The organism is Stenotrophomonas geniculata ATCC 19374 = JCM 13324 (genome assembly GCF_001431625.1).
GTDB lineage: Bacteria > Pseudomonadota > Gammaproteobacteria > Xanthomonadales > Xanthomonadaceae > Stenotrophomonas > Stenotrophomonas geniculata.
Genome location: NZ_LLXT01000107.1, coordinates 1 through 17,747, shown reverse-complemented (window position 1 = coordinate 17,747; position 17,747 = coordinate 1). Strand labels below are relative to the sequence as shown.

At 61.0% G+C, this 17,747-nt stretch carries 18 protein-coding genes and 1 pseudogene; all 19 read right to left on the bottom strand.

Translation table 11 applies throughout. From position 1 onward, the window contains the following. Positions 1 to 292: 292 nt before the first annotated feature. Positions 293 to 670 (bottom strand): DUF4189 domain-containing protein, encoded by a 378-nt coding sequence (locus ARC63_RS22845; protein WP_228354626.1) that lies wholly within the window; start codon positions 668 to 670, stop codon positions 293 to 295. Positions 671 to 1,149: 479 nt separating this feature from the next. Continuing rightward, positions 1,150 to 1,312, bottom strand: a pseudogene (locus ARC63_RS23710) (TrbL/VirB6 family protein); the annotation flags it as partial. A gap of 505 nt (positions 1,313 to 1,817) precedes the next feature. Beyond that, positions 1,818 to 2,129, bottom strand: a complete 312-nt coding sequence (locus ARC63_RS23945) for a DUF4189 domain-containing protein (RefSeq protein WP_158003731.1) — start codon at positions 2,127 to 2,129, stop codon at positions 1,818 to 1,820. A 349-nt stretch (positions 2,130 to 2,478) separates the two neighbouring features. Continuing rightward, positions 2,479 to 3,027: a DUF4189 domain-containing protein gene (locus tag ARC63_RS11625; RefSeq protein ID WP_082587857.1), complete on the bottom strand. Its 549-nt coding sequence runs from the start codon at positions 3,025 to 3,027 to the stop codon at positions 2,479 to 2,481. Positions 3,028 to 3,120: 93 nt separating this feature from the next. Then, entirely contained in the window at positions 3,121 to 3,543 is a 423-nt protein-coding gene (locus ARC63_RS22835) for a DUF4189 domain-containing protein (RefSeq protein WP_228354627.1), read from the bottom strand. A 416-nt stretch (positions 3,544 to 3,959) separates the two neighbouring features. After that, positions 3,960 to 4,166 (bottom strand): hypothetical protein, encoded by a 207-nt coding sequence (locus ARC63_RS23705; protein WP_228354628.1) that lies wholly within the window; start codon positions 4,164 to 4,166, stop codon positions 3,960 to 3,962. 482 nt (positions 4,167 to 4,648) lie between these two features. Continuing rightward, positions 4,649 to 5,086 (bottom strand): DUF4189 domain-containing protein, encoded by a 438-nt coding sequence (locus ARC63_RS22825; protein WP_228354629.1) that lies wholly within the window; start codon positions 5,084 to 5,086, stop codon positions 4,649 to 4,651. Between the two features lie 99 nt (positions 5,087 to 5,185). After that, complete coding sequence (locus ARC63_RS11620) at positions 5,186 to 6,334, bottom strand: TrbL/VirB6 family protein (RefSeq protein ID WP_425513176.1); 1,149 nt, start codon at positions 6,332 to 6,334, stop codon at positions 5,186 to 5,188. 52 nt (positions 6,335 to 6,386) lie between these two features. Continuing rightward, positions 6,387 to 7,175, bottom strand: coding sequence for a TrbJ/VirB5 family protein (locus ARC63_RS11615; RefSeq protein WP_231298632.1), 789 nt, complete (start codon positions 7,173 to 7,175; stop codon positions 6,387 to 6,389). A 32-nt stretch (positions 7,176 to 7,207) separates the two neighbouring features. After that, complete coding sequence (locus ARC63_RS11610; RefSeq protein WP_049455396.1) at positions 7,208 to 9,655, bottom strand: VirB4 family type IV secretion/conjugal transfer ATPase; 2,448 nt, start codon at positions 9,653 to 9,655, stop codon at positions 7,208 to 7,210. Positions 9,656 to 9,737: 82 nt separating this feature from the next. After that, positions 9,738 to 10,046 (bottom strand): VirB3 family type IV secretion system protein, encoded by a 309-nt coding sequence (locus ARC63_RS11605; protein ID WP_080392955.1) that lies wholly within the window; start codon positions 10,044 to 10,046, stop codon positions 9,738 to 9,740. Further along, positions 10,039 to 10,443: a TrbC/VirB2 family protein gene (locus ARC63_RS11600; protein ID WP_049455398.1), complete on the bottom strand. Its 405-nt coding sequence runs from the start codon at positions 10,441 to 10,443 to the stop codon at positions 10,039 to 10,041. The genes ARC63_RS11605 and ARC63_RS11600 overlap by 8 nt, the downstream gene beginning before the upstream one ends. A gap of 73 nt (positions 10,444 to 10,516) precedes the next feature. Beyond that, positions 10,517 to 11,500: a lytic transglycosylase domain-containing protein gene (locus ARC63_RS23940; RefSeq protein ID WP_053443247.1), complete on the bottom strand. Its 984-nt coding sequence runs from the start codon at positions 11,498 to 11,500 to the stop codon at positions 10,517 to 10,519. A 3-nt stretch (positions 11,501 to 11,503) separates the two neighbouring features. Further along, the gene (gene virB11 / locus ARC63_RS11590; RefSeq protein ID WP_049455400.1) at positions 11,504 to 12,547 is read right to left on the bottom strand and encodes a P-type DNA transfer ATPase VirB11; all 1,044 of its coding nucleotides are present in this window, start codon (positions 12,545 to 12,547) and stop codon (positions 11,504 to 11,506) included. Positions 12,548 to 12,561: 14 nt separating this feature from the next. Beyond that, the gene (locus ARC63_RS11585; protein ID WP_049455401.1) at positions 12,562 to 13,815 is read right to left on the bottom strand and encodes a TrbI/VirB10 family protein; all 1,254 of its coding nucleotides are present in this window, start codon (positions 13,813 to 13,815) and stop codon (positions 12,562 to 12,564) included. Continuing rightward, complete coding sequence (locus ARC63_RS11580; RefSeq protein WP_049455402.1) at positions 13,812 to 14,591, bottom strand: TrbG/VirB9 family P-type conjugative transfer protein; 780 nt, start codon at positions 14,589 to 14,591, stop codon at positions 13,812 to 13,814. The genes ARC63_RS11585 and ARC63_RS11580 overlap by 4 nt, the downstream gene beginning before the upstream one ends. Beyond that, positions 14,588 to 15,637, bottom strand: coding sequence for a VirB8 family type IV secretion system protein (locus ARC63_RS11575; RefSeq protein ID WP_049455403.1), 1,050 nt, complete (start codon positions 15,635 to 15,637; stop codon positions 14,588 to 14,590). Before ARC63_RS11575 ends, ARC63_RS11580 begins: the two co-directional genes overlap by 4 nt. Positions 15,638 to 15,726: 89 nt before the next feature. Continuing rightward, positions 15,727 to 16,173 carry a hypothetical protein gene (locus tag ARC63_RS11570; protein ID WP_057503358.1) on the bottom strand — a complete coding sequence of 149 codons (447 nt, stop codon included), beginning with the start codon at positions 16,171 to 16,173 and terminating at the stop codon, positions 15,727 to 15,729. Positions 16,174 to 16,600: 427 nt separating this feature from the next. Then, on the bottom strand, positions 16,601 to 17,747 hold a 1,147-nt coding region (locus ARC63_RS11565), incomplete at its 5' end, for a type IV secretory system conjugative DNA transfer family protein (protein WP_057503357.1).

Here is a 17,747-nt window from a genome sequence, read left to right as displayed (position 1 = left end):
GAGTGGCGCTGATGGATCCCGGTTCGGGATGCACCATCCGTCAGCGCCCGGCAATTGTTCGTGCGGACCCGGCGCGGTGGGTCACGGCTCGGCGCACGCTACCATCAACGCATGGGCTCCCGGCAGCCCACCCACCGCGGGGCCCGAAGCGCGAGCCTCACCCCTCCCAACGCGACTGCGCGGAACTGACACCGCAAACGAACCCGGCGGCAGCAGCAACCAACACCCCGGCCAGACCGCATTTCATCATCCCAACCTCCTGATTCAGTGGCACAGCGGAGAGGCCGCAGCATCAATACGCTTTGAAGATCGGCTTTGTGCAATCCGAGTAGAAAACCTCGCATGCCCCTGCTTGATCATTCGTGCAGCCTTTCTGAGCTTCGCGCTCTGCCACGTCGAGTGTCGGCCCTCGTCCAATGCCAGAGCCACCCTGACCTGTCCGGCCGCTGGGAACTACCCATGCCGCACACTGATTGAAGTAGGCAAGCACAACCTCGCAATCGTTCGCACCCGCGGAAGAACATTTGCCAAGGGCTTCCTGCTCCGCTCCACTCTTCCTTCGCTGCCCTGTCGACACACCTGCATCCGAAGTTCGCTTGGATGTGGCAATTGCACCCCAGGTGGTGATCCATTCTCCAGACGGTTGTGGCGACGAAACGGGAGCGGTCATCCCCCCATTGTTTGCTCCCGGGATAGGCGCACAGCCCTGTACTCCCTGTCCTCCGATCGGATACATACCAGAGGGGCAGTTGCCCTCCGCGCTTGCGGACGAGAATGCGAGCCAGAGCATTGCTGCTACGACCACTTGCATCAAACGACTAGTCATTGTCACTCACTCGCGTCCGATACAATTTCCAACCATCTGCGAACATGCATGAAGTCTCCGGGGCACGCTGGAAAAAGCCCAAGCCATATCAGACGCTGTCACGCATAGTGCCCCCCTTCCGACGCGGCATGCATGTCTGCTGACAGCCATCATGCAGAACCTGGCGATCAACGATACGCCCTGAACTCCGACATACTGCAGGCCGAGTAGGCCACTTCGCACGCGCCTCCACCATTCACAGAGGCGCATTTCGACCTCCCACTGGTTGCATAGGTCACTGGTGGCGAAACATGCTTCTTAGCATTAGAAGTCTAATGCGGCATGTAAATGCCCGGCGGCTGACCCTTTGAGCTGGACGCCTGCGCGACCGGGCTACCACCTATCTGCGAATATGCCATGAAGGTACCCAGCGTGCCCTGGGAACAACATCGAGGCCATTGGGGTCAGAATCAGTCTCGTCAGGATCAGGCCCATGCCGCCCTGCTGCCAATGGCCCCGATGCGCCGGACTTCTTTCGCGCACGCAGCTTACTGCGTGGAGATTTCGGTCGTCGAAGGGGGCTAGAGCGAAAAACGGACTTGATCATGCAAAAAGCACGGTTATCGTGAATGAGTGCTTAGTCTTTCGCGTGAGCATCCGCTACGGACACCTTGTACAGCGTGGCTATCCTGGTTCGCATGCCGAACACTCAGCTGAAGCATCGATGGATCAGCACCTTCTAAACATTGAACAGAGGCTCAGTGCAATCTGCGTACGATGCTATACGTGCTCACGACGGTTGGTTCCAGCACCTCCCTTGAGGCGCCCCCGTAGCCTCCGCCTGCGCCAGACCGTATCCATGCCGGACAGGGACTATGTACTTCCCCCGCTCAGGGTGATCCAGAAAGCGCACCAATTGAAGGAAGTCATGCCGCCCCTGATCACGCGCCCAAAAGGCGGCGCACGCTTACACAGCTTCCCGTTCTGCGCCGTTGACCTATCTGATGTCTTATCAGTACTTCCGGAAGACGGGCAAGGAGCATTCGGAATAGACGACGGCGCACTTTCCGCCTCCGGTATCCCGACGATGACCAATTGCATTTCCAGCGACGGTCTCTGCATCTACCGCCGTATCCAAGGAGCCCTGCCCCTTTCCTGAGGACGGTACAGCGAATGCAACGCATTGGTTGTAATAGGTGACCGAAGACTTGCAGTCCTTTGCACCCTCTGCCGCGCACTTCTTGATCGCCACCTCCACCGCACGCCGCTCGCTGGACTCATTGGCTGCGGTGCCGACGAGATTTGACGTAGGCGATTCAGCCACGGCTCCCCATCTCGTCAACCACTCCCCCAACGGCTGAGCAGGAGCGGGAGCAGAGGGTGATGCCGTTCCACCAACTGCACCAGGAATTGGCGCGCACCCGCCGACGCCTTGCCCCCCAACAGGGTATTGCCCAGGGGGACATCTGCCCTCCGCCAGCGCGGCAAAAGGGACTACCAGTAGCGTGACCACAAGAATGAATCTAGCCACTGCTCTCACTCCTGCTCTCAACCCTGAAAACTGCAGCCAAGTCAACGGTCTGAAGCCAGCTGTCGTGTGCCTTCCCTACCTTGGCATTGCGATGCGACAGCTGCCGCATGCCCAACCATTCCACCCAGCCGGTACAACTGGGTCAGAACTGCTCGAAAACAGGAGCACTACACGCTGAATACATGACCTTGCATTGCACACCTCCCTTCTTTCCGCAGCCAGCCATCGCATCCTCTTTCGCGTCTCCAACTTCAGCCGCGCTCGCGAAGAACGCACCGGTCTGCGAGGCCTGAGGCGAGGCAATAGCAACGCACTGATTGTGGTAGGTCAACTTGACTTGGCAGTTCGTTGCCCCCCAAGTGGCACACTGGGAAAGGGCTTCCTGTTCGGCTTCTCTCTTGCTGAGCTTCTGCTTGGACACACCAGTATCGCCTTGTCCGCCTGTCGCAATAGCGCCCCACGTTTTGTGCCACCGGCCCGTGGGATGGCTTGCCTGTATACCGACCTGCTGCTGCCCTCCAGATCCAGCACCGGGAATCGGAGCACAACCTTGCACACCCTGCCCTCCCACGGGGTAGAAACCCGGCGGGCAGTTCCCTTCAGCCTTGGCGATTGGCGTCCATGCACAGAACAGCAATGCGCCAAGTGTCAAATTGACACACGCAACGGCGAGCCGGTTCAAGATAGGCATGCCTCTTCCTCCTAATCACCTGATGCAACTCCACATTCCCAGATCGCAGAAATAGCGACCCGCGTCAATGCAATCATCCCGAGCACGGCCGTTTCAGTACTTCCTGAACAAGGGCTCGGTACAATTTGCATACACGGGAGCACAGGCTCCCGGCCTGTCATTTTTGCAGACTTCCTGAGCAGCCCGCTCGGCATCACCCGGAGTTGGACCGGTGCCAATTCCTGACAGGCCATTTCCGGTCCTCCCGCTCGGGATCACCCAAGAAACGCACTGATTGAAATAGGTCATGCTGGCCTTGCAATCGCTTGCTCCACTGGCAGCACATTCTGAGACGGCTTTGCGTTCCGCCTCCTTCTTTGACCGGTGCCCGGTAGAAACGCCGGCATCGGAAGTGCTGGCGGATACCGCAATTCCACCCCAGGTCTTGATCCACTCACCCGTAGGCTGCGGAGGACGAAGTGGAGACTGCTGGGCGGCGCCACCAGATGCCGCGCCGGGAATTGGTGCGCACCCCATTGCTCCTTGTCCCCCTACGGGGTAGTAACCGGGAGGGCAGGCTCCGCCTTCTGCACGTGCAGAGAAAGCTGAAGCTGCAACGATTCCCAAAGACAGCAGGTTGAATAGAGTAGATCGCATGAAACCCTCACCTTTAAGACGGGCCCAAGCGCAGCTACAAAACCCGGGCTCAGCCTCAATCCTCTTTTTTTGTACCACGGCTCATAAGGCTGAATACGTGCGTCAGCCAAGACTCAGGAGAACGAAAGCCTCACTGTCGCCCTGCAAACCGGGCGAGTCGGCGAACCCACGAATACCCCGAATTGACTCAGCTAGAGGGACTCAAAAAAAGATTCCGAGCAGTACCCTTACTGCCAGGGGCAGGATCAGGATATGCCACACACTGATTTCTACAAGTTGTATCGATCTTGCAGTCTTTAGAGGCTTCTAGAACTTCTCAAAGATGGGATCGCTGCACTCGGAGTACATAACCTCACACCCGACACCCCCTGCTTCTTGCAACCCGAAAGCGCTACAGCACCTGCTCTGGCAATACTGCCATCACGCGCGATATGGGCGCCGGTCTGTGAGGCCGTGGGAGACGCAATCGCCACACATTGGTTCTCATACGAGATCTTGACCACGCAGTTTCGCGCACCCCAGGTTGCACATTGACTTAGCGCTTCCTACTCAGCCTCTTCACGGGAGTACTTCTGCTTTGCAACTCCCGTATCCCCCTTTTCACCCATGGCAACGGCACCCCAGGTCTTATGCCAACGCCCTGTTGGCTGCGGTGGGGGCGATGGCAACTGTTGCTGGGAAGAGGCGCTGCCCGCACCAGGGATCGGAGCACACCCGCTGACACCCTGTCCGCCAATTGGGTAGAAACCAGACGGGCAGTTGCCTTCCGCCGCTAACGGCGAGGACCAGAACAAAACCACCATTGCCAGAATCCCAAAAAGTACCGCATCAGTCATCCAGGACGAGATTGAAGAATGGTGGCAGCAGCTGTGTTCGCCCGGCTGCAGAGCAATTTGCCTGAAGGTAGTGACGGCGGTTTACCGACCTGCGCCAACATAGGGCCCTCTAAAGCCACCAGGCATCCGAGCGAGGCCTGGACACACCGTCAATACTTGCGGAAGATCGGCGCGGAACATGCCGAGTAGATCATTTTGCAATGCGCCCCGCCTGCTGCCTGACAGTCTCGCATGGCCTGCTCCCCGGCGCTCTCCACGGTCCCCGAACTGGCGTACTGTGTACCGGTGGATGCCAGTTCCGAGGTGACAGCAGCCACACATTGATTCTGGTAGGTGAACTCGATCCTGCAACGTCCACCGTTCTTCTCGCAATTCGAAATCGCGGCCCTCTTCGCAGCACGCTCACTGGGTTCACCTACAGATGCGCCCCCCTCCGAACCGCTGGATGAGCCAGCGAGTGCGCCCCAGGTCTTAACCCATTCACCCAAGGGCCTGGGAGGAGGAGTAGGAATCGTGGCGCTACCCCCAGAACTGGCTCCTGGAATCGGCGCGCAGCCCTGTACTCCCTGCCCTCCAATCGGATACATACCGGGAGGGCAGTTCCCCTCCGCACTTGCAGACGAGAATACTAGAAGGAGCATTGTTGCGACGACGGCTCGCATAAATCGTTTAGACATAGTCAGACCTCAATTCCGATCGTTGTTCGCAGCACCCCGTTGGCCTGCATGAGGCGCCGCTTCGCCGGTGAATCCTGACCGCTGGGCCCCAGCAGCACCCGTTCGCATCTGCGTATCAGCAGGAGGCATCGCTGGCATAAAGAATCCTCCGCCATTCGACCCACTAGAACCCGGCGGCTGCCCATTCGGACCCGGCGACGTCGGCACCGCGCTACCGCCTATCTGCGAATATGCCATGAAGGTACCCAGGGTGCCCTGGAAGAACATCGCGGCCATTGGGGGCGCAGTCAGGATCAGCGTCGTCAGGATCAGGCCCATGCCGCCCTGCTGCAGCGCCATGCTGCTCATGCCCTCGGTCAGGTTCGACCCCAGCAGTGCACCCAGCGCGGACGCGCCCCAGAACGAAGCCGCCACGCGCGCCACCATTTCCATGGCAATGCCGGTCATCGCCGCCAGCACCGCCATCGAGAACATGGTGCCGATGCCATAGAACAACCATCGTTGGAACAGCGACTTTGTCTGCTCGAACAGCAGGCACAGGATGAACAGTGGTCCGAATCCGATGAACAGCGCCAGCGCGATCTGGTACAGCAGCAGCATCGCACCCGCAGTCACGGCGGGACCGCCCGTTCCCAGGCCGATGAACCACATCGCGCGGGTCTTGGCACTATCCAGCGCCACGTCGCCGGCCACATCCAGCACGCTTACCGACGTGAGTGCCAGCTGCATGTAGCCCAGGTTCTTGTCGATCAGCTCCTCCGCGGTCGACTTCTTGCCGGTCACAATGTAGGTGATCTGGTCCTGCACATCGCCGGTCAGGAAGTTCTGCAGCTTGGTTCCGAACATCGCCATCGACGTCGCGACGGTAACGATCAGGGCGGCGCGCGCCATGTTCGTCATCAGTGCAGCCATCGAGTCACGGCTCCGTCCGGTCACGATGCGGAAGCCTTGGATGAGCACCCACAGCGTCATCAGCACCAACGCCATCGTGCCGACCCAGGTCATCATCCGGCTCAGGATACCGTTACCGAAGTTGGTGATCTCGTCGCGCAGATAATCCAGGATCAGCCGGAAGAAGACGAAGTCGCCCACCGACGCGAACAACGTGCCGTGCAACAGATCATTGAACACCATACCGTGCATCATTCCCTGACTCATCACATCACCCGCCCCGCATCGGGGCCCTGCTGGAGTGCGTTGCGCACGTGATTCACTTCGAAAGCGCGGCCTTCAGCGCGCCGGCCTTGATGACGCTGCCAATCGGATTGCGCTCGCCACGCAACGCGCGCTCGGCCAGGTTCTTCTGCCGCCCCTGAAGGGCAAGAATCTGCTGATCGTAGACCTTGACGGTGGTTTCCCACTTCTTGAATGCCTTATCGAGTTCGACCGCAGTTGCCGTGTTGTTGGAGATATCCTCCTGCAGCGCGCCTTCGTTCTTGAACGCATTGCGGATCCGGCGCAGCTGCTGCAGCATCTGCTCCATTGCCGGCATGGACATCTGCACGACCTCGACGGTCTCATTGTACTTCTTGTTCTCAAGCACCTGGATGTACGAGCAGATCGCACGCTGCTGCGCGCCGATATCGCCACCCGGGCTCATGTTCAGCACCGCCATCAGGCCGCTCATGCTGATCATGGAATCGCCACCGCACTTTTCGGCCACGTTCCAGTTCTCGGGAATCTTCGTCAGCGTGGGCGTCGGCGGCATCAGCGGCGAAGCAATGATCTGGGTCCAGTTCTGCAGCTTGGACAGCCAGTTGTCGATGGTCTTGCCGTACTGCTCTGCCGTCTGGCTCCAGCGCGCGGCCGTCTCGAAGTACTCCTTGCCGGCCTTCATCTCCTGCAGGAAGTTCATGACCCAGTTGAACGGGTCATAGACGGTCATCGCCTGCGCCGGGCTGGTGCCGGTGCTCACGGTCAGGCCCAGCGTCAGTACGGCTGCCATCAGGGGCGCCATGCGACGCCGGCGAATGGGCTTGCGTTGGGTTTCGGTCGTCATGGCAGTTTCCTTGTTCGTTTGAGTGGGCAGGTTCATGCCGTCTCCTCCTGATCCTGTTCGGCCCGCTTGCCCGAGCCCTTTCGATTCTTGTAGAACGCGTCCAGCCACTGATCCGGGGTCAACTCGTCCACCGTCACACGGTTGCGGACCGCTGCCGTCTGCAGCACGCGATGCATGATGTCGATGTTGTCGGTCGAGGCCGAGATCACCGACAGGATGTCGTCCATGCCGCGCAGGTTGAGCTGGCAGACGCTCGATGCATGACCCTGCTTGACCAGGAAGCAGCGCGAGCGCTCGTCCAGCGCGGTAACCACCTTGAACTCGGCCTCGGTCAGCTTCAGGCCATCCATGTAGTCGCTCTTGCTGGCGTTCGGGTTCGGCAGCAGAATCAGCGTGGCGGTCTGTTCGATCAGGGCCGCGGAGATGTCGCTCTTCAGCGCATCTTCCGGGCTCTGCGTGGCGAAGATGCCCAGGCCGTTCTGCTTACGGATGGTCTTCTGCTTGTTCTTCGCGAACTCCTTCAGGCCACCCTCGCCGTCCAGGATCTTCCAGAACTCGTCCATCACGTAGATCAGCGGACGGCCGTCGATCAGCGACTCCAGGCGGTGCAGCAGGTAATTGATGACCGGCACGCGCACTTCAGGGTTGTCGATGATGTCGGTGTAATCGAACCCGATGATGTTGGCCTTGCTCAGGTCAACGGTATCGACCGGGTTGTCGAACACCCAGCCCAGCGAATTGCCCGAGGTCCAGCGGCGCATGCGCGCGTAGAGACCGTCATCGCCCATGTTGGGCAGGCTCTTCTGGAAGTTGGTCATGTTGCGCAGGTGCATCGGCGTATCGAGCATGCTCTCCACTGCGCGGTAGATGTCCTCTTCTTCACGGGCACTGTACTCGCGCTTGCCGGCCAGCACCTTGATCAGGTCGGCCAGGAACTGCACGTTCGACTCGTTGTTCTCGCACTGGAACGGGTTGAAGCCAGTCGGCGCACCGTTCTCCAGGGCCAGGTAGTTGCCGCCGCAGGCACGCACAAAGATCTCCGCACCACGATCCTTGTCGAAGAAGAAGATGGTCGGCGACGGCTCGTACTTCTGCACCTGGCTGAGCAGGAAGTTGATCAGCGCGGTCTTACCGGTACCTGACTTACCGATCACCATGGTGTTGGCGATCGCCTTCTCGCCCAGCGAATTCTCCGACGGATGGGTCGCGTGGAAGTTGAAGTAATACGGCTGGCCGTTGGTGGTCTGCAGCGTGGTGACGCAGTCGCCCCAGGGGTTGTTGTGCTGCTTGCCGGTAGCAAAGTTGTGCAGCGGTGACAGGCCCAGGAAATTCAGCGAGCTGACATTGGCCAGGCGCGTACGGTAGCGCCAGTTGCCCGGCAGCTGCGAATAGAAGGACGAGGTAACCGCCAGGTCTTCCTTGGTCGACACGAATCCGGCGTTGGACAGCTCGGCCCGGGTCGAGGCGACGTTCTGCGAGAGCTTGGCCTGCGTGTCGCCGTACACCGCCATGATGAAGTGGTACTCGCCCAGCACGAAGTTGCCGGACGACAACTGATCCATGGCCTGGTCCAGCTCGACGATCTGGCTGACCGCCTTGTCGCCGGAGGAGATCATCATGCCCTTGGTGCGGTCGAGCACCTTCAGCGCGTCCTGGCGCCCCATCGGGCTGAACGAATGGGTGATGACATACTCGTAGTCCAGGTACTTCAGGCCGTTGAGAATGCCCGGGTAGGTGCCCTCGGCATACTCCTTGATGTTGAGGATGGCACCGAAGTGGTTGGCGCCATTCGGGGTGTTGATGACAAAGTCGCCGGTCTTGGCCGAGAACATGTGCCGGCTGACCGGCAGGTAATCCTTGATCGGCGCCGGCAGCACCGGCACCGGCTCGTCGATGCGGTTGATCAGGTATCCGAACAACTCCAGCGTCTCGGAGAACACCACGCCATTCTTCGCCTCGTACATGCCCAGGCGATACGGCGCGTAATCACGGATCACGGCCTCGACGTTGCCGGCCAGCTCCATCAGCTTCTCGATGGCCTGTTCCTGCTCGGCACGCAGGCGATCGACGTTCGCCGACTTCTCCACGAAGCGCTTACCCGATACCACCGGGCGGTAGATCATGGTCAGGTACAGCTCGTTCTGCATGATGCGCTGCGAGGACAGCATGCCCATGTACTGATCGGACACGTCCTGGTTGAAGCGCTGCCGGTAGGTGCTCTTGCCTTTCAGCGTGCGACGGCGCCGAATATCGTGCACCCAGAAAGCCACGTTGACGAAGTCCGGCGCACGCAGCGTCTGCAGCAGGCGATTGAAGGTGTTGTGCCGATGTTCCAGTTCCCATTCCTCGCGACCCACGAACGGCAACCCCTCCAGGTACCAGGTCAACAGGTAGTCACCGCCCGTAGTCTTGACCACGTTCGGGGCGACATGCGTCGACAGGGGAATGAACTCACTGATGGAGGTATCTGGGCTGAACATACGACTGCTTCCAAAGAGTTGCTGCCAGGGAACTTCGAGGTGGCCTGGCGGGCAGCACGCGACCGCCAGGCCATTCCGGACCTCAATCCATTCGGGCCGGCTTGTTGCGGTAATGATTCGGGTTGAATACCCACATGCCGTCGTGCTGCTGCACGTTGCGCACCCGCAGCTTGAACATCAGGCGCAAGCCCATCAGACGAAAGATCATCTCGTCACGTTTGGCCATCTGCCGCATGATGAAGATTGCTACCGGAATGGTGAGCAGGAACCAGAAATTGGTGTAGACGCTCAGCAGCAGCAACCCACCTGCCACCATGAAGAATGGCAGGTAGGGAACGCCCAGGAACATTGCCGGGCGAGTGCAACCGCGGAAGACGACGTTCTTATGCACTGTAGTAGAGCACTGCCTGCTGGATCAGCATGGCGGTCTTGCCTTCGCAGGTGCCGTACTCGTCACCCAGCAGCATGCGGGCGATCTGGCCGGCGGCACCGATCAGGACGCCACCGATCAGGATCGGCGAGACCTCGCTGATGCGCTTGTGCGCGAAGGCAATCTGATAGCCGGCGAAGATGACCGCGATGGTGACGACGGCAATCGAGGCCATGTTCAGCAGGCCATTGATGTTGGAGAAGAAGCCGCAGACCTTGCCGTCGGTACCGCCGTAGTTGGTGGCGCCGTTGGTGGCGAACACCTGCGGGGCGAACAATGCGCCGACGAAGATCGTTGCCATCAGCAGGGTCTTCAGCGTGCGCTGGGCCTGGACGAGGTCGAGATTGGATCGCTTCATGGATTGATTTCCTTGTTGATGGACTAACACAACTGAATCGACCAGCCGGGGGACTGGCCGCACCACGACTTCGTCAGAACACGAAGGCCGCATCCCCTGCGGGAATCTGCTGCACCGGCGCGCCCTGCGCCGGCGCGTTGTACGAATCTGCGCTTTCCGCCACCGGTAGGTTGCGTTCGCTCCACGGACGCAGCATCACCGGGCCATTGTCGGTGCCGCCCGCGGCACCAGGAAGCTGTTGCGGCATTGCCAAGCTGTTCTGGGACGGCAGGCGTTGGGCCATGCCCTGCGGGAACTGCGCCTGCTGCGGCTGTGCAGCCCCGCCCTGCTGACCTGCCTGCTGGGGCTGCATCATCCGGTCCACCGACCCCAGGACGACCTTGGACAGCGCCTGATCGGCAATATTCAGCAGACTGCCGCGCGCCATCGCACCGGTGGACGGGTACACCACGTACGCACGCGCTGGATCATCCGAAGGAACGTACACCGGTCCGTTCGACTGGGCGACAATGCGCGCCTGTGCCGGCGACGCCAGCTGCGGGTGATGCTCGACCTTTACCGCGCGCCGTTCGCCACGGCTGATCACGTCGATCGGCGTGACGCCGTTGCTGGCGACCTGCTGCCCACGGCGGATCGAGTCGTAGACCTTCTGCACATAGCCGTGACGGAAGCCGGTTTCGAAATTGCCCGAGTAGTAGCAGCTGAACGATTTTCCCCAATCGCCACCCGAGCGCTTGTAGCACTCGGCGAGGATGCGGGATCCGGCCTGCAGGTTCGGGCACTGCTGGAACGCTTTCTCGTACGAATCCAGCCCGTACTTGCCTAGGTTGTAGCGGTTGACCTGGGCCAGGCCGATGGAGAAGTTGTAGCCCTTCTCTTCCAGCATGCGCACTGTGGCCAACGCCTCGTCCAGCGCCTTGGGCTGGCGCACCAGCGCTCCTCCCACCACGCCGATCGCGTAGGGATTGCGCGACGATTCGACATTGATGACGTGCTGCATCACGTCCATCGACACGGCCATCTCCGGGCACGCCATCATTTCCAGTCCTGGCAGCATCCTTCAGCCCTCCTGCCCCTGGGCGCGCCCAGGGTTGAAATCGATACCGGTGATGTAGCGGGAACCGGCATGTGCCTTGATGTGGACGACGATATCGATGGTCATCATCAGCAGTCGCTTGATCACGTTGAACTCAAGCCCAGAGCCTTCGCTGGAGGCCTTGACCATCAGCGCCAGCTGGTCCCAGGTCTGCTCCGGGCTGCCGGCATGGCAACTCGTGATCGACCCCGGATGGCCCGATGCGCAGTTGCGGATGAAGTAGAACGCCTCGTCACCGCGCAGCTCGGCCAGGATGATGCGTTCGGGCTTCATGCGCAGGCACGCTTCCATGCAGCTCTTGGCGGTGACATTGCTTGCGCTCTGCCCCCCCTTGGAGTACAGCAGATGCACCACGTTTGGTTGGGTCAGAAATAGTTCGCGCGCGTCCTCGATCGTGACCAGGCGTTCACTGTCCGGGATATGATTCACCAACGCTTTCATGAAGGTGGTCTTGCCGCTACCCGTCGCACCCGATACCACGATGTTCTTGCGGTACATCACCGCACGCCGGAAGAATTCGGCGTACTCACGCGAATGGCGCAGCTCCAGCAGCTCGCGATCGTGTTCGCTGATGCTGCCGTCGCTCTCCAGGATCTGGTTGAAGAATCCATCTTCGTGATACTGCGTGAGTGACTTGGTGTGCTTGGACGGCAGGCGGATGGTGATCGACACCTTGCCCGCGTCACACGCCGGTGGAATCACGAACTGGGCGCGCTGACCGGTCGGGAACGTGAGCGAGACCACCGGATCGGCATCGGTGATGCGCTGCCCGGTGTTGCTCTCGTTCACCACTGCCGTGCAGAACTGCCGGGCCCGCTCGAAGGTCAGGCTCGGCACCTCCACCCGCTGCCACCCGGCCCGGGTTTCCAGGTACAGCTCGCCGGGACGGTTGATGCAGATTTCCGTCACTTCCGGCGAAGTCATGTACTCGGCGATGCCCAGCACTTCGTACTGATAGCGCAGGAAATCGCTGGAGACGAGGGCGAGGGGTGACACTTCAGCGTCCATGGTCGTTCGTTGGGTTACCGGCGGGGATGCAGCACGTTGGTGAAATCGACGTCCTTGGCGACGTAGACATTCACCACGGTGCCCTGGTTGATGGTGACGGTGGGCGGACGGCGACTGCTGCCGAGAGCTTCGTTGGCCAGGCGCTCCATGGTGCGTGCGGTGGCGCTTTCATAGGGCGACTGGATGGTCATACCGTTGTTGGCCACGGTCGTGGTCTCCGGACCGTGCTCTGCAGCGGCATACTTGAACGCGTCGGCCAGCAGGCTGATCATCAGCGCCGAAGCGATACGGCTGCCCCAATGCGCGCTGTACTGACCGGGATGGCCCGCACCGCCCAGACCATCGGTACCGGGGCTGGACATGGCCACGTCGATGCCATTCGGGGTGGTGATGCGATCCCAGATGACTTCCACGCGCTTTCCGGTCGGACCACCACCGTAGGCGCCATAGATCTTGGAGCCCTTCGGCAGCAGCAGGTTGCGGCCATTGATCGAGTACACCGGCTCCGTCAGCAGGCACGAGGTGTAGCCGGCGATGTCGGTGATGATGCGGGTTTCCAGCACGCAGCGCAGGTACGTGCCCCGCACCAGCAGTGCATCCGGACTGCGGATGTAGGTGGCACTGGAGACATCCTCCACATCCGGTCCACGGCGCACCTTCTGCGGCTGCGCTTGCGGATTGGCCGCCGCCTGCATGGCCGCGATCATCGCCTGGTTGTAGTCGGAGCCGCTCTGGCCGTTGGCGGCGCCGCCCGCCTCGCCCCCGCCCACGCCGGAGCCGCTGCCCATGCGACGGTCCATCAGCGTCGGTCCACGATCATGATCCGCCTTGGCCTCGTTGCCCATCGGGAAGCCCGGCATTGGCACTTCCTGCTGCGGCGGAGGCGGCAGCATCGGGATCGGATCGGCAACCGCGATCGGGGGCGCCGGCTCGGTCGCCCCGACAACGCTCGGAAGCTGCGGCGTGGTGGCGCGTGCTTCTTCCTGTGGTTTCTTCTGCTCGGCTGCATCGTCCTGCCCCTTTCGGAACAGCAGGAAACCCATAGCCATCAGCAGCAGCACGATACCGCCCAGGAACAGCAACGCCTTGCGGTTCAGGCGCTGTTCCTCTGCCGAGCGCAGCTGCGGGGCTCCTGCATCAAGATCAGGCGCGGCCTGCTGTTCGGCTGCGTTGCCGAAGTAAGGATTGGACGGCGGCTCCTGGCCTGCGGCGCCCTGGGAATAGGGAGACGGGTTCGGGTCGTTGCCCGGGGTGTTCTGCTGACTCATTTCTTCACGTTCCTTCGCAGGCCGACGACGAAGTCGCCGTGGCGGATGACCAGGTACGGGTAGGTCCCGTGCACGATCAGCGTGTTGCCTTCAACCGTGGTGTTGACCACGAAGTCTTCACCGTATTCCGTTTCACGACCGAACACGGCCGGGAAGATGCCGGTCTTGTATTCGGGCGAGTTCGGCAGCTTCAGATAGGTGAAACGGCTATCGTCATAGGCGTTGACCGGGATCAGCCAGCCCATCTTCTTCGCCTTGCTGGTCGAGTAGGAGTAGTTGAAGTTGTACTGGCGATCCTTGGCCAGTTCAGCGCTCAGCAACGGCTTGGCTTCTTCCTCGACCGCTTCCTGGGCGACGCCGAACACGGTGTCATTCGGATAGACGAAGGCGATCTTGTACTGCACGCCGGCACGACGCGCCTGCTCCAGCTGACGCCAGTCGGTCGCCACCACCTTCAGTTCGAAGATGTAGGAGTGGGTTTCGGTGCGCACCATCATGTTGGTGTCCACGTCAACGTTCTTCGGCTTGAGGTAGAACACGTTCTCGCGGCGCGTCAGCTCCCAGCCGCTGCTGAAGCCGGTGCTGTAGTCGAGGATCTTCTCGTTCGGGCTCAGCTCGATCTGGGTTGTCAGTCCCAGGCCGGTGCGAACCGGATAGATGCGGTCCTTCTCGTATTCGTAGTGGTCCACCGCCTGCGCCATCGCTGCTGCAGAAAACAACAGCGACAACATCGACAGCAGCGCCAGCGCGCGTCCCCTGATCTTTCGACTACTCATCGGTTGCTTGCTCCATCAGCAGTTCCGGTGGAATTGTTCTGCACCGGCCTCATGGCCGGCTGTCCGGGCATGGCCTGCCCCGGCATTGCTTGCCCCTGCACGGGCTGTCCCGGCACAGGCTGACCTGGCATCGGCTGGCCCGCGACCTGGCCGTTGGCCGGCACCGGTGCCGCGACCGGCTGGCCGGTGGCCGGGTCGATCATGGTGGCGGCGGCCGGATTGTTCGGGTCGTACACGCCCTGCGCCTGCTGCGCTGCCTGTTGTGCCGCCTGCTGCGCCTGCGCCTGCATGGCGCCGTCGTCCGGCACCGGAACGCCACGCGAGTAGTCGTTGTCGACGCGATACTCGGTGACCTGGAAGGCCAGCGGATTGAGGATGCGATCCTGCTCGGACAGCGCCAGGTTCTGGTTGTACTCGAAGCGCATCGTCACCAGCTGGTTGTCAAGGTACGTGGACGCACCAGTTCGCTTGTCCAGCAGGCTGCGCTGGATGCGTACCGAGGCGCCGCGGAAGCTGCCATTGGGCTCTGCGCCCAGCGGCGTGATGCTGAGGATCTTGACCCGGATGGCCTTCTCCCGGCCATACATCACGAACGGGTTCTGCGGGTTGTTGCCGGCATATCGCTGCCGCATCGACTGCGACACCGGGCCGTTGGACATCACGAACACCAGTTCCCAGTCGCGCAGGCCCATCACCGCCGAGTCGTACGATTCGCGCGCCAGCACGTACTGGGCGACGTTGCTGCGATTGATGGCTTCGTTGGCGGTGATGGTCTCGCCTTGGAACGTGCCACGCAGGCGCGCGACCGTCGCGGTACCCGTATACGCGTCGGCCATCACCAGGAACGGCACCTTCTCTTTCAGCGGCAGCATGTAGTAGTAGCCGCCCGCCAGTGCGAGCGACATCAGCAACGAGCCCGTGGCGACCCACCACGCGCGCCGCTCGCTGCGACGCGCCATGTCGGCCACGGTGATCTCGTAGCTGACCGCCTTGGCGACCGACTGCTCGACCTTGGGACTGTTGCCGGGATCCTTCTTGCGGAACATGGATTCTTCCGTACTGCTGAAACATCAATGGGCATGGAGCCCCTGCGACAGGCGCGGGGAGCAGCACGTTCGATGGTTTCGAGGTGGACTCAGGTGCCGCTGTTGGAATCAGCGCCCTGCGCCGACGCGGTGGGCGTCGAGCCAGCGCTCTGCACAACGATCTGGTTGCCAACAATGGAGACGGAGATGCCTTGCGCCGAATACGCCGAAGTCAGATCGATCACAGCCTGCTGTGCATTGGTGGTGTCGATCTTCGAGACCGCGCCATACAGCGTGAAGTCCGAGTTGAGGCGGTAGTCCAGTGTTCGTCCGGAATCCTTGGCCCAGCGCTCGAGCATGGCTTTGAGCGTGCCATCCATCGGCGAGGCCTGGTAGACGTAGCTGGAGTACAGCGGGATCTCGGTCGTCGCCACGGCAAAGCGATTGACCGGCTTCCAGCGCCCACCGAAATCGGGGGCGGACTTGGTGGCACACCCTGCCACCATCAGCGCCGCGACTGCGGCGATGGACATTTTCGCGATAAACGCCTGATTCATACGGGCTTCACTTTGACGTACGAAAAAGCAGTCCCGAGCATTGGTTCCCTGGTCGTCCGGCGCTGCATGGCGCACGCCGGAATCGGGGAGACGCGCTGGCATGCAGCACACCTGCCCCGGCTCCCCTGCAGCCCGAAAGCTGCCAACCAGGTCGCGGGGCCGCCAGACGTTGCCGACGACACACCCGCACACCCTCACCAACGTCGAAACCATCCTTGTTTCCATGGCACAAACTCCTGGCCACCCTGCGTTACAACTTTTGCCATCCAGCACACACTTCTGGATGACGAACACAGAGTTACACAACCACGCGTCAATTCCATGTCAGACAAGTCTGAAAATCTATGAACAGATGCCGAATTTTTGACTCAGGTCACGATTTCATGTCAGTGAATATGAATCCATGTCACAAATTTAGCGACGTGAATTAGACGTTAAGCATCGGAACGTCGACCTTCGGCAGCAGCCGCGACGTAAAATAGCGGTCCTTGTAATAGCGGATCTTGTCGCACTTCACCGGATGCGGTATGCCCTCGTAGAGGAATACTTCCTTGTCCGGCCCCATCGCCTTCAGCTCCTGAGGCAGCATCAGTGCGCGCCGCTCCTCGGTGAAGTTGTGGGTTTTCTCGCGGGCATGGGTGACGTTCTTCTTGCGGATGGTGGTGTAGCCCAGCATGTCCGAGTAGTCGTTGGCGTCCTGCTGCTCGCGCGGCGCGTACAGGATCTGCAGCGCGTGGTTGGTGATGATCGTTCGCGAGACTTCCCGGCCATAGGTGGCATCGAGCTGGGACATGCTCTGGATGATCGGCAGCAGGCGGATGTTGTAACCGGCCATGTAGGACACCGCCGAGGCGATGATCTCGACCTTGCCGATCGAGGTGAATTCGTCCATCAGCAACAGGCACTGGTACTTCAGGTCCGGGTTGGACTTGGGCAGTTCCTTGGTGTTGAGGTTGATCAGCTGGCTGAAGAACAGGTTGATGATCAGCCGGCTCTCGGCCAGCTTGTTCGGCTGGATGCCGATGTAGATGGTCATCTTCTTCCTGCGCACGTCGGTCAGCAGGAAGTCGTTGCTGCTGGTGGCCTTGTCCAGCACCGGGTTGATCCAGGGATTGAGCGGCTCCTTGAAGGTGCCGAGGATCGAAGCGAAGGTCTCGTCGGCCTGGGACAGCATGTTGGCGAACGCCGAACGGGCGTTGCCACTGAGGAACGACCGCTCCGACAAAGCCTTGAGGTACTTCTTCAGATCGGTGCCGTCGCCCGATGACAACCGGTAGACAGCGCCCAGCGTGGGCGTGCCCGAACCGCCCGGGAATCCGCTGCTGCGCTCGTCATCCCAGTTCTCGAACAGATACAGGGTGAAGGCCATGAACGCGTTGCGCGCCTGGCTGACCCAGAATTTCTGGTCCTCGGCCCCATCCGGATACAGCATCGCGGCAATGCTCATCAGGTCCGAAACCCGGAACGCCGGATCATCGGACACATAGCTGAGCGGGTTCCAGCGGTGCGTGCGCCGATCTTCGGCGAAGGGATTGAACAGGTAGATCTCCTGGCCCTGGCTGGCGCGCCAGCCA